Origin of the sequence: Streptomyces sp. NPDC087420, from assembly GCF_044744165.1 — a bacterium.
Classification (GTDB): domain Bacteria; phylum Actinomycetota; class Actinomycetes; order Streptomycetales; family Streptomycetaceae; genus Streptomyces.
The window spans coordinates 55,235-67,374 of the sequence record NZ_JBIUXU010000003.1 but is presented as its reverse complement, the minus strand read 5'-3'; the positions used below and the strand labels follow the sequence as shown (position 1 = coordinate 67,374).

The following is a 12,140-nucleotide window of genomic DNA, read 5'->3' as shown; positions in this document are numbered from 1 at the left end:
CACCGCCGGCCCGCGGCCTCAGAGCCGCGCACACAGGGCCGCAAGCGGCCCTAGGCGGCCCAACCCGCCGGCCTCCTCAGCAGCGCCCCTATGGGCTGCCACAGCTGCTCCACGCACTCCGGAGTCGTCCGCCACAGCAGCCCGTCCGGATGGTGCAGCACCGCCGTGATCTCGTCCAGCGTCGGCGGCTCCGCGTTCCCCCGCAGGTACACCGCCCGGAGCCCCAGATTCCGCAGCCTGGTCAGGGCGCGGGCGCGGTTTCCCGCGTGGACCAGGACGCGGACCGTGCCGCCCTCGGTCGTCGGGCTGGGCAGGGTCAGTGCCACCACCACCGTGCCGTTCGGGAGTCTGCTGAAGCCTCCGCCTGCCATGGTCTTCCTCTCCCCCGTGTGCCGGTCGGGCTCCGTCGTGAGACGTCTTGTCAATAAGAGGTCCGTAGGACGCACCTAAACACGATCGGCCGCCGCCCGCTAGAGGGCGACGGCCGATCATGCTTTGACCTGCGGTTACTTCCGGTTACCGACCGGAGGGACCCACGTGGACCGTGAGCGTCTGGCCGTCCAGCGGCTGACCGACGATCGTGATCTTCGTGTTCGTGTCAGGAACCTGGACACTTCCCTGCGGGTTCGCCGCGTCGAAGTAGGTGCCCTTGCGGTCGTCGAAGACCGGCGAGCCGAGCTTCGGCTTGATCTTGGCCGCGACGTTCGCCTTGTGCAGCGTCAGACCCTGCGTCGGCCACCAGCTGAACGTGGAGTCGTAGGCCTGGATGCGGTTGCGCATCAGCGACCCGTCCGCCCACTTCTCGGCCTTCGCGTGCGCGTCGATCGGCAGGACAAGACCCTCGCCCGCGTGCTGGCTGGTGTTGTTGTCCTTCTGCGAGGTGTCCCACAGCCAGATCAGCAGACCGGTCTGGTACGGGAAGTGCTCCACCTTGCTGTCGTTCGGGGCCGCGAAGCCGAAGTTGTACGGACCGACCTTGAGGGTCTCGTCGTACGACACGTACTGGCGGTTCTCGGCGATGTAGTACTGCGGGTAGTCCTGGGTGAAGGACTCACCGATGCGCGAGAAGCCCTTCGCGGTCCAGCCCGCGTCGTCGCCCTCGGCGTTGTCCGTGAACAGCGGGGCGCCATTGGCGACCACGCTGATCGCGTCGGCCGCGAAGCCCTTGCCGCCCGCGCCGCCGTCCGTCTGGTAGCGGAAACGGACGTCGACCTTCTTGCCCGCGTACGCGTTCAGGTCGTAGACGAGCTTCTTGTACGAGCCCGAGCCACCGGTCAGCGCCGGCTTGTCGGCCGAGTCACGGGTGATCGGCAGACCGTCCGCGGTGCCTTCGGCCGGCGTCCAGTTGGTGCCGTCCGTGGAGACCTCGGCGTACAGGTAGTCGTAGTCGGCCTCAATGTCCCACCAGCCCTGGAGCTCCAGGGACGCCGTGGACTTGCCGGTCAGGTCGACCGAGCGGGTGAGGGTGTTCTTGAGGTCGTCACCCATGTCGCTCCACCACTGCTTGGAGCCCTCGGCGGGCTTCACGACCGTGGTGGTCTCTTCCTTGGGCGGCAGGTCCACGATCAGCGCCTGCGGGTTCTTGGTGTTGTACTCCGAGACACCCAGCTTGACGGTCGAGTTCGTCGCGGCCTTGGCCTTGGCGTAGTCGAGCCAGCCGAGCTGGAGCTTGTCCCAGGCCGTCATGTCGCCCGGCCGGTCGCCGATGGCGTCCTTGCCGTTGCCCAGCCAGGAGCCCGACGACATCAGGGTCCAGAAGGCGGTGGAGTTGTCGCCGCCCGCGGTGTCGTACAGGTCGGGCAGGCCCAGGTCGTGGCCGTACTCGTGCGCGAAGACGCCGAGGCCGCCGTTCTCCGGCTGCATCGTGTAGTCGCCGACCCAGATGCCGGTGTTGCCGATCTGCGTACCGCCGGACTTGTTCTCCGCGGGGCCGGTGCGGCCCGCGTCCGTGCCGTACGCGTACCAGCGGTGCGCCCACAGGGCGTCGGGGCCCTCGGCGCCGCCGCCGGCCGACTCGTCCTCGCCCGCGTGGACGATCTGGAAGTGGTCGATGTACCCGTCGGGCTCGTTGAAGTTGCCGTCGCCGTCGAAGTCGTACCGGTCCCACTGGTCGTAGCCGGAGAGGTCCGCCTTGATCTGCGCGTCCGTCCGGCCCTTGGCCTTCTGGTCCGCGGCCCAGGCGGTGACGCCGTCCTTGACCGTGTCCCAGACGTTGGCGCAGTTGGAGCTGCCGCAGTAGTTCGAGCCGTAACGGGCCTCGTTGTACGGGACCTTGACCCAGTCCGAGACCTCGCCGTCGACCGAGTAACGCCCGGAGGACGTCTTCTCGTAGTAGGTCTTCAGCGATTCCTTCGGCTTGCCCTTGCGGTCCTTGCCCTCACCGAAGTAGAGGTCCTGGAAGTGCGTCTGGTTGTAGTCGGCCTGCCAGGCGGTGGAGTTGTCCACCTTCCGGTCGGGCTCGGCTATCTCGTTGTGCTGCGGCCCGGGCGTGCCGCCGAACTTGACGACCGGCGGCTTGGGGCCGGCCGCGCCGTCCGGGTCGTACTGCGTGGTGGTGTCGACCTGGTCGCCGAACTCCACCAGCACGGTGAAGATCTTGTCGGTCTTCTCGCGGCCCAGCTCGACGTACTTCTTGTTGCCGAGCTTGACGACCTGCGAGCCGCCGCGCGACTCGACCTTGGCGTCACCCGAGATGACCTGTTCCATGGCGGCGCTGCGCTCGGCCGCCTGCTGCTTGCTGAACGGGCCGTCGAGGTCGTGGTCGACCTCGGCCTTCTGAGGAGCCGGGTCGCGGCGCTCGATGCCGGCCGAACCGGACGAGGGATTGCCCTCGGCCTGTGCCGTGGTGAAGGCAGAAGCGGTGGCGGCGGTCGCGGCGAGTGCCACGATCACCGCGGACACTCTTCTTGCCCGTCGGTTGCTGATCACGTGATGCTGTCCTCCCCGGCGCATGCGGGCGGCGGTCCGGGAGTTGGGGGATCCGCGCGCGTATGCGCGTCATAAGTGGCTGTATTTGATCTGAGTTGAAGGAGAAAAGCCAGACCTTGACTTGAACTGGTCAAGTGCATTATGCGAGGGGGGACCTCCGGTATACGGACGGGGGTGGGGTACGGCCCCCGGCCCCGCGGGGGCCCCGGCCCCAGGCGGCGTCCGGATGCCGGGATATTCGAACAACAGGCGCACTGAATCCCGCACTTGGCGGGAGACGTGACTCCGTGCGCCCCCCGTGCGACGGCACCGTGGGTTAGCTCACGCTTACTGTTGGTTCCACGGGGGCATCCACCGTCGTAGAGTCGGCGAAGACCGCGACTGACAGTGCAATCACCAGCGCGATCAGTGCGCTTAGAGCGATCAGAGCGACCAGTACGACCAGTACGACCACTGTGAGCGGCAGTGAGGCGTACGCGCGAGACACGCGAGACACCCAACCGATGCTCCGAGGGACGGATTCCGCCATGCCGCGTCCGACTGCCGCACAGCTCGCCTACGGTTCCGCCACGGTCGTCTGCTCGACCCTCGCCATGCTGCTGCTCTCCGGTACGTCCACGGGAATCGGTGTCGCGGTGATCGGTATAGCGGCTCTCGCGCTGGGGCTGCTCGTCGCCCTGACCGTACCGCTGCCCGGCCGGGCCAGGGCGGCTCGCGCCGCGGGCGGGGCCCGTACGGCCGCCGGTGCCCCGACCGGGACCGGCGGGGAGACCGGGAAGGCCCGGGTGCCGGCCGCACGTGCCCACGCGGGTGCGGGCGCCGAGTCCCGCTTCGGCCAGCATTCACTGCGCCGCTGAGACGACGACGGTTCTGGCGGCCCGGTCGTGCAGGCCCTGTCTGTAGGGCTTGCCCGTCCAGATCGTCAGGATGATGATCGCCCACCAGAGGCAGAAGCAGCAGAGCAGCGCGGGCAGCCAGAGGATGACGGCCCGCAGCAGCGCGGCGTTCGTGTCCGGCACGCCGCCGTTGTTGAGCATCGCGACGCGCAGCCCCAGCCAGCGCTTGCCGAGCGTCTGGCCGTTCCTTTTGGTCAGCAGGGTGTCGTAGGCGACGTAGGCGATGAGCGAGATGAGCGACCAGAGCCACTGCCTGCCGGTGTTCACCTGATCGGTGAAGTCGTTCCACCCGTTGTTCCCGTTCGACGTCGACGTGTCGAAGCCGCCGACGGCGAGCGAGAGGATCGCCACGGGGATGGCGATGACCAGGACGTCGATGATCCGGGCCGTGAGCCGTTTGCCGAAGGGCGCGAGGGGCGCCATGCCGGCGTAGGGGTCCGCACCGCCGTAAGGACCGCCGCCGTCGAGCGGGTCCCCGCCGTACGGACCGTCTCCTCCGCCCCCGCCCCCGTACCGGCCGCCGCCTCCGGGGCCTCTCCGGCCGCCTCCTCGGGAGCCTCCCGAGGGGCCGCCGAAGGGGTCCGAGCCTTCCGGGGGAGGTGGGGGCGGGACACCCGCCGCTCCCCCGTACGGAGATCCGTACGGTGAGCCCTCGGACGGCCGGTCGCCCTCCCCCGACGGCCCGTCACCCCCCGGCCGTGAGCCCTCCGACCGTGAGCCCTCCGACCGTGAGTCCTCCGGCCGTGAGCCCTCCGACGACGGAGACTGCCGCGGTTTCTTGCGAAACGGGTCGTCGTCGGGTGGCTGCTGGCCGGGCGGCCGGTCGTTGCTCATGGGGGCAGTGCACCGCGCCCGCGAGGGGCCCGCAACGGCTTGCCCGCCGTTCGGAGGTACGGGGACACGGGAGCGCGGACGTCCGCGTACAGCTGACGGAGGGTCTGCCGACCCCTCGTCAGGCTCGGTCCTTCACCGCCGTCGTGCCGGTCAGCCCGCCACGAAGGTGTGCGCGGCCTTGTCGTGCCAGCACTGCCGCCACGGCCGGTCGAACAGGCACCACAGGACATTGAGCACACCCACCGCGAGCAGCCCCAGCACCCCGTAGACCAGCCAGCGGCGCAGGGCCGCGCCGAAGGTCGGGGCCTCGTGGGACTCGATGTCCCGCACCTGGAGGCCGCAGAGCTTCTTGCCCAGCGTGCGGCCCCACTTGGCGGTGGGCAGCGCCTCGTACAGCACCCCGACGACCAGCAGCGCGCCGAGTACGGCGCCGAGATACCCGGCCGTCGTCGAGTCGAGCAGCCAGACGGTGACGGTCTCGCCCGTCTGCTTCGCCGCCTCGATCTTGTCGTCCACATGCGTGCGGGCCTTGGCCGCGAGCGGCAGGGCGACGGCCCCGACGATCGCGCCGAGCACGAGGGTGTCGATCAGCCGGGCCACGAGCCGCTTGCCGAGCCCGCCGGGCCTGGCGGCCGCCTGGGCCTGCGCGGCCTGGAGGAACGGGTCGCTGACCGGGGGCTTCCACGGCACCACGGGCTGGTCGCCCGCGGGCTGCGCGAGCTGGTGCACCTGCTGGGCCCAGGAGGCGGAGCCACCACCGGCGCCGGCCTGGCGGGGCTGCTGCGGTTGCTGGGCCTGCTGGGCTTGCTGGGCTTGCTCGGGTGATGGTTGCGGCGCCTGTTGCCGGGACTCCTTCTGCGACTGCGGGGGTACGGTGCCCGCCCCGCCCGCGCCGGGGGTCATGGAGCGGACCGACAGCGCGCCGTCCGCCTGGCCCGTACGGCCGCCCGCCACGGCGTCCTCGTCCTTGGCGCGGCGCGCCGCGCGCAGGGCACGGATGGCGACCGTGCTGTCGACCGGAGGCTGGTTCGCCGCCCCGGAGGACGGGATCTGGCCGGGGACGGCGGCGGGCCGGTCCGTACCGCCCTCGCCGGTGTCGGCTCCCGTGCCCGTGCCCGTACCAGAGCCACTGCCCGTACCCGCGCCCGGTCCCGAGGGGACACCGCGGCGCATGGCGCGGATCGCGACCGTGCCGTCCGTGACGGGCGCGCCGTCGTCCGTACCGGGACCCAGCGCGCGGACCCCCGGCAGGGCTCCGCCCGTGGGGTCGACGCGTGCGGGGAACGGGACGTCGCGGCGCGGCGCGGCGGGCTCGGAGGACGGGTTCGGGACGCGCGGGTCCTGGGCGGGAGCCCCCCACGAGACGCGGTTGTCCCGCTCGCCGCCGAAGCCGGTCTGCCGTGAGACGTCGGCCTGCCACGCGGACGCCGGTTCCTGGCGGGGCTGTTCGGCGGCCCGCGCCTCCTCGTCGAAGAACACCGGTCCCGTCTCCTCGACGGCGGGCACCGCGGGCGCGCCGGACGCCGCCGCCTCGGCACCGGGCGGTGCGGGGCGGCTCGATCCGGGCACCCACGCTGCTCCGTTCCAGTACCGGACGTATCCCGGGATGGACGGATCGGGGTAGTAGCCGGGAGCGGGGTTGCCGTCTCCGGTCGCCGAGGTTGGGGCGCTCATCACCGTGGTCCCGTATCTCCTCTGAGCCAATTCAGAGTCCACATCTATCAGACCACCGGGGTCCCCATGGCCGCTCCTGTCGTTTGAGCCACTTTCCGGTCAGAGTGACGGCACAGAGGGCGAGGGTCCGGAAGCACGCGATCAGGCGCACGCGCGGGGCGTGCGCCGCCCCCGGAGGCCACTTTCGGAGTCGTGTCGAAAAGTCGCACCGCGAAGTCGCGTCATGAATCGTCCGTACCGCGCTCTCTTCCGGTACGGCCCGCCGTCAGGGCCCGTACCGAGAGAGGAAGTGCCGCCCATGCACACCGTGGTGGAACGCGAGCTGGAGCTGAACCTGGTGCTGTCGCCCGAGCGCAGCATCCCCGTCCCGGCCCGGCTGACCTATCGCACGGACGATCCGTGCGCCGTGCACATCGCCTTTCACATCGGCTCCGAGGCTCCCGTCCACTGGACCTTCGCCCGTGAACTCCTCGTGGAGGGGATCTTCCGGCCGTGCGGGCACGGTGACGTACGGATCTGGCCGACGAAGTTCGGCGGGCGCAGCGTCCTGTGTGTGGCCCTCACCTCCCCGGACGGTGACGCGCTGCTGGAGGCGCCGGCCGTGGCCGTGTCGGCCTGGGTGGAGCGAACGCTGCGGATCGTGCCGCCGGGGACGGAGTGCGAGCGGCTCGGCATCGAGGAGGGGCTGGCGGGGCTGCTGGCCCCGGCGCCCGCCGACGACCTGTGGCTGCGGGACCCGTGGCCCTCGGACGAGTCGGCGGAGCCGGCCGACTCCGCCGAGGGGGAGATGGAGGCGGGGTGACCGCCACGACCGGCGGGGTGATTGCCAGGATCGGTGGGGTGACCGCCAGGACCGGTGGGACGTGACGTCAGAAGAGCTTGCCCGGGTTCAACAGGCCGAGCGGGTCGAAGGTCTGCTTGATGCCCCGCTGCAACTCCAATCCCACCGGCCCCAGTTCGCGCGCGAGCCATTCCTTCTTCAGTACGCCGACGCCGTGTTCGCCGGTGATCGTGCCGCCCAGTTCGAGTCCGAGCGCCATGATCTCGTCGAAGGACTCGCGGGCGCGGCGGGACTCGTCGGGGTCCGCCGCGTCGAAGCAGACGGTCGGGTGGGTGTTGCCGTCGCCCGCGTGGGCGCAGACGCCGATCGTGAGCCCGTACTTCTCGCCGATCCGCTCGATGCCTTCGAGCAGGTCGCCGAGGCGGGAGCGCGGTACGCACACGTCGTCGATCATCGTCGTGCCCTTCACCGTCTCCAGCGCGGGGAGCGCCAACCTCCTGGCCTGGAGCAGCAGTTCGGATTCGGCGGTGTCCTCCGCCGGGACGACCTCGGTGGCGCCGGCCGCCTCGCACAGCAGGCCGACCGCCGTCAGGTCGGCCCCGGGGTCGTGGGTGTCGAAGGCGGCCAGCAGGAGGGCCTCGGTGGTTTCGGGGAGGCCCATGTTCGCCATCGCGTTGACGGCCCGGACGGTCGTACGGTCCATCAGTTCGAGGAGGGACGGGGTGTGGCCGCTCTCCATGATCCGGCAGATCGCGTCGCACGCGGCGGTCGCGCTGCCGAACTCGGCCGCCAGGACCAGCTGGCGCGGCGGCTGGGGGCGCAGGGCGAGGACGGCCCGGACGACGATCCCGAGGCTGCCCTCGGAGCCGACGAAGAGGCGGGTCAGGTCGTAGCCGGCGACCCCTTTGGCCGTACGGCGGCCGGTGGTGAGGAGCCGTCCATCGGCGAGGACGACGTCGAGGCCGAGGACGTACTCGGCGGTGACGCCGTACTTGACGCAGCACAGTCCGCCGGAGGCGGTGCCGATGTTCCCGCCGATCGTGCACGTCTCCCAGCTGGAGGGGTCGGGCGGGTAGTAGAGGCCCTGTTCGCCGACGGCGCGGGAGAGCGTGGCGTTGACGACGCCGGGTTCGACGACGGCGATCCGGTCGACCGGGTTGATCTCCAGGATCCGGTCCATCTTCAGCAGGGAGAGGACGATGCACCCGTCCGAGGCGTTCGCGGCCCCGGACAGGCCCGTGCGGGCGCCCTGCGGGACGACGGGGACGCGCAGGGCCGTGGCCGTACGCATGACGTGCTGCACCTGTTCCACCGAGCGGGGCAGGACCACCACCGCCGGGGTGCCCGCCTCGCAGAAGCTCGCCATGTCGTGGGCGTAGGACGCCGTGATGTCGGGGTCGGTGATCAGGGCTTCGCCGGGCAGTCCTGCCCGCAGCTGTGCGAGGAGATCGTCCATGATCCCAGCGTCGCATCCGGGGCCATCGGTGTGAACCCGTCTGCGATCCACCACGCGGGAGCGGGTGTGCTCTTCGTATTGACGCACAGTAATCAGCATGAACGCCATGAAGACGGATCAGCTCAAGCAGGTCAGGCGGGCGGCGCTGGCCGCCGGGGTCGGCGGAGCGCTGGTCGCCGGTGTCCTGCTGGTGGTGCCGGACCGGGGGGAGGAACCGGCGCGGGCGCCCGGCCCCGAGGCCCGTGCGCTGGCCGCGGTGGGGGCGGGGGCGCCGGCGGCGCTGCCGGACCTGAACGCGCTCGTCCGGGGCCGGGAGGACCGGGTACGGACGCATCCCGAGGATGCCGGGGCGTGGGCGGTGCTCGGCTCGGCGTATGTGGAGCGGGGGGTACGGGGGGCGGATCCGGCGTACTTCCCGAAGGCGGACCGGGCGCTGCGGCGGTCGCTCCAGGTGCTGCCGGGCGGGGCGGGCGGGGCGGGCTCGGGCTCTCGCGGGAAGGGCGTGTCCGCCGGCGTGTCCGCCGGCGTGTCCGCCGGCGCGTCCGGCCGTACGGACGCGCTGATCGGTCTCGGCGCGCTCGCCAACGCCCGGCACGACTACGGCGCCGCCAAGAAGTGGGGCGAGGAGGTTCGGAAGCGGGAGCCCGGCCGCTGGGCCGCGTACCCGGTGCTGATCGACGCGTACAACGGTCTCGGCGACTACGCGGCGGCGGGCAGGGCGCTCGACAGGCTCAAGAAGCTGCACTCGGGCGCGCCCGTGCTGGAGCGGTCCGCGGAGGTCTACCGGGACCGGGGCTGGCGCGAGGACGCGGCGGCGAAGGCGGTCGAGGCGACGGCACGCGCGGCCTCGCCGGCGGAGAAGGCCGAAGCGCTGTACACGCAGGGCGAGTTGTCCTGGGAGCGGGGTGAGCCGGCGGAGGCGCTGGGTCACTACGACGCCGCGCTGAAGGCGGTACGGAACCACGCCGCGTCCCTGGCGGGGCGGGCGAGGGCGCTGGCGGCGCTGGGCCGTACGGAAGAGGCGTACACGACGTACCAGCGGGCGATCGAGGAGGTGCCGAGGCCCGAGTACGCCCTGGAACTGGGCGAGTTGTACGACGCGCGGGGGCTGGACGGCGACGCGCAGAGCCAGTACGCGGCGCTGCGCGCCCGCGCGGAGGAGGCGCAGGCGCAGGGCGTGAACGAGGAGTTGGTCCTGGCGCGCTTCGAGACCGACCACGGGGATCCGAAGTCGGCGGTGGAGCGGCTGCGGGCGGAGTGGGCGCGGCAGCACCGGAGCATGGAGGTCGCGGACGCGCTGGGGTGGGCGCTGTTCCGTACGGGTCAGGGCAAGGAGGCTCTCACGTACGCGAAGAAGGCGACGGAACAGGGCAGGCGGAGCGCGCTGTTCTCGTACCACCGGGGCGAGATCGAGCGCTCGCTGGAGATGACCGGCGCCGCGCGCCGCCATGTCGGGGAGGCGCTGCGCACCCATCCGGCCTTCTCGCCGCTGCTGGCGCCGAAGGCGCGTGAGGCGCTGGACGCGCTGGGGGAACCGGCGGCGGGGGGTCCCAAGGACATGTACGGGAAGGCGGGTTCGGGTCTCTCGGCGGAGGCGGAGTAGGTCCGGGCGTGTGTCCGGGCGCGTGTCCGGGCGCGTGTGTTCGGCGGGCGGACAGGGGACGGGTACGGCCCCACGGGTCAGTTTCCGTGGGGCCGTACGGCGTCCAAGCGTTCAACACCCGTGCGGAAGCGGCACGTCAGAGATTGCCGCGCTTCTCCTGCTCGCGCTCGATCGCCTCGAAGAGCGCCTTGAAGTTGCCCTTCCCGAAGCCCATCGAACCGTGCCGTTCGATCATTTCGAAGAAGACCGTCGGGCGGTCCTGGACGGGCTTGGTGAAGATCTGGAGCAGGTAGCCGTCCTCGTCGCGGTCCACCAGGATCTTGAGCGCGCGCAGCGTCTCGACGGGGACGCGCGTCTCCCCCGCCCACTCGCCCAGGGTGTCGTAATACGAGTCGGGGGTGTCGAGGAACTGGACTCCCGCGGCCCGCATGGCCCTTACGGACGCGACGATGTCGTTCGTCGCGAGCGCGATGTGCTGGACGCCGGCCCCGCCGTAGAACTCCAGGTACTCGTCAATCTGCGACTTCTTCTTGGCGAGGGCGGGCTCGTTGATGGGGAACTTCACCTTGAGCGTGCCGTCCGCGACGACCTTCGACATGAGCGCGGAGTACTCGGTGGCGATGTCGTCGCCCACGAACTCCTTCATGTTGGTGAAGCCCATCACCTGGTTGTAGAAGCCCACCCACTCGTTCATCCGGCCGAGTTCGACGTTGCCCACGCAGTGGTCGACGGCCTGGAAGGTGCGCTTGGCGGGGGGCTCGACGATCGGGTCGGCGGCGGCGAAGCCCGGCAGGTAGGGGCCGTCGTAACAGGAACGCTCGACCAGGGTGTGGCGGGTCTCGCCGTACGTGGCGATGGCGGCGCGGACGACGGTGCCGTGCTCGTCCTTGGTCTCGTACGGCTCCTCGATGCCGCGTGCGCCGTGCCCGGTGGCGTAGGCGTAGGCGGCCCGGACGTCGGGCACCTCGATGGCCAGGTCGACCACTCCGTCGCCGTGCTCGGCGACGTGCGCGGCGAGGAAGCGGCCCCAGTCGGTCGAGGGCTTGATGACGGACGTGAGGACGAAGCGGGCGGCGCCGTTGGTGAGGACGTAACTCGCCGTCTCCCGGCTGCCGTTCTCCGGCCCCGCGTAGGCGACGAGTTTCATGCCGAAGGCCGTGGCGTAGTAGTGCGCGGCCTGCTTGGCGTTGCCGACGGCGAAGACGATCGCGTCCATGCCCTTGACCGGGAAGGGGTCGGCGGCGCGCGCGGTGTCGGGAGCGGTACCGAGGTGCATCGAGGTGTCTGCCATGGGCTCAGCGTCACCCCGTTCCACAAGGTGCGCAACAGTTCGCGGCTTCACTGGGCAATCTGTCCGGTGGGGGGCGAGAATGACGGGGCGATCTGCACAGAGTGACCATGGAACGGCCATGGTTCGACCTCGGGGAGACGGTCATGGGTATCGACGGACTCGACGGCAGGCTGATCGTGCTGCTGGCGCGGGAGCCCCGGATCGGGGTGCTGGAGGCCTCGCGGCGGCTCGGGGTGGCGCGCGGGACCGTACAGGCGCGGCTGGACCGGCTCCAGGCGCAGGGGGTGATCCGGGGGTTCGGCCCGACGGTGGATCCGGCGGCGCTCGGCTATCCGGTGACGGCCTTCGCGACGCTGGAGATCAAGCAGGGGCAGGGCGCGGACGTACGGTCCCATCTGGCGACCGTTCCGGAGGTGCTGGAGCTGCACACCACGACGGGGCAGGGCGACATGCTGTGCCGGCTGGTGGCGCGTTCGAACGCGGATCTCCAGCGGGTGATCGACCGGGTGGTGGGGTTCGAGGGGATCATGCGGGCGTCGACGGCGATCGTGATGGAGAACCCCGTACCGCTGCGGATCATCCCGCTGGTGGAGCAGGCGGCGGGGGATTCCGAGGCCGGGTGAGCCGGGCATGCAAAGAAGACGATGCAAAAGATTGGTTGCAAAGAAATGCTTGCA

The 12,140-nt window shown here is 71.0% G+C and carries 10 protein-coding genes; 4 read left to right on the top strand and 6 right to left on the bottom strand.

The features are described 5' to 3' along the window. Positions 1 to 50: 50 nt before the first annotated feature. Both ACIO1C_RS06320 and ACIO1C_RS06315 read right to left on the bottom strand, forming a co-directional pair. Positions 51 to 371, bottom strand: coding sequence for a hypothetical protein (locus ACIO1C_RS06320; RefSeq protein WP_327236435.1), 321 nt, complete (start codon positions 369 to 371; stop codon positions 51 to 53). Between the two features lie 145 nt (positions 372 to 516). Beyond that, on the bottom strand, positions 517 to 2,928 hold the full coding sequence (locus ACIO1C_RS06315; protein WP_401859211.1) for an immune inhibitor A domain-containing protein: 2,412 nt from the start codon (positions 2,926 to 2,928) through the stop codon (positions 517 to 519). A 527-nt stretch (positions 2,929 to 3,455) separates the two neighbouring features. Between ACIO1C_RS06315 and ACIO1C_RS06310 the strand changes: the two genes are divergently transcribed. Then, positions 3,456 to 3,785 (top strand): hypothetical protein, encoded by a 330-nt coding sequence (locus tag ACIO1C_RS06310; protein ID WP_401859209.1) that lies wholly within the window; start codon positions 3,456 to 3,458, stop codon positions 3,783 to 3,785. On the opposite strand, the gene ACIO1C_RS06305 is transcribed toward ACIO1C_RS06310, so the two are convergent. Beyond that, positions 3,771 to 4,658 (bottom strand): RDD family protein, encoded by an 888-nt coding sequence (locus tag ACIO1C_RS06305; RefSeq protein WP_401859207.1) that lies wholly within the window; start codon positions 4,656 to 4,658, stop codon positions 3,771 to 3,773. The two genes, ACIO1C_RS06310 and ACIO1C_RS06305, sit on opposite strands and share 15 nt — an antisense overlap. Before the next feature lie 150 nt (positions 4,659 to 4,808). Beyond that, positions 4,809 to 6,332, bottom strand: coding sequence for an RDD family protein (locus ACIO1C_RS06300; protein ID WP_401859205.1), 1,524 nt, complete (start codon positions 6,330 to 6,332; stop codon positions 4,809 to 4,811). Positions 6,333 to 6,630: 298 nt separating this feature from the next. On the opposite strand from ACIO1C_RS06300, the gene ACIO1C_RS06295 reads away from it, so the two are divergent. After that, a complete protein-coding gene (locus tag ACIO1C_RS06295) occupies positions 6,631 to 7,134 on the top strand; it encodes an SsgA family sporulation/cell division regulator (protein ID WP_401859203.1) in 504 nt (167 codons plus the stop codon). A gap of 67 nt (positions 7,135 to 7,201) precedes the next feature. On the opposite strand, the gene ACIO1C_RS06290 is transcribed toward ACIO1C_RS06295, so the two are convergent. Then, positions 7,202 to 8,569 carry an FAD-binding oxidoreductase gene (locus tag ACIO1C_RS06290; protein ID WP_401859201.1) on the bottom strand — a complete coding sequence of 456 codons (1,368 nt, stop codon included), beginning with the start codon at positions 8,567 to 8,569 and terminating at the stop codon, positions 7,202 to 7,204. A gap of 97 nt (positions 8,570 to 8,666) precedes the next feature. On the opposite strand from ACIO1C_RS06290, the gene ACIO1C_RS06285 reads away from it, so the two are divergent. Continuing rightward, positions 8,667 to 10,172, top strand: a complete 1,506-nt coding sequence (locus ACIO1C_RS06285; RefSeq protein ID WP_401859199.1) for a tetratricopeptide repeat protein — start codon at positions 8,667 to 8,669, stop codon at positions 10,170 to 10,172. A 136-nt stretch (positions 10,173 to 10,308) separates the two neighbouring features. On the opposite strand, the gene hppD is transcribed toward ACIO1C_RS06285, so the two are convergent. Further along, complete coding sequence (gene hppD / locus ACIO1C_RS06280; protein ID WP_401859937.1) at positions 10,309 to 11,448, bottom strand: 4-hydroxyphenylpyruvate dioxygenase; 1,140 nt, start codon at positions 11,446 to 11,448, stop codon at positions 10,309 to 10,311. Between the two features lie 158 nt (positions 11,449 to 11,606). On the opposite strand from hppD, the gene ACIO1C_RS06275 reads away from it, so the two are divergent. Next, positions 11,607 to 12,086 (top strand): Lrp/AsnC family transcriptional regulator, encoded by a 480-nt coding sequence (locus ACIO1C_RS06275; RefSeq protein WP_401859936.1) that lies wholly within the window; start codon positions 11,607 to 11,609, stop codon positions 12,084 to 12,086. The last annotated feature ends 54 nt before the right edge of the window (positions 12,087 to 12,140 follow it).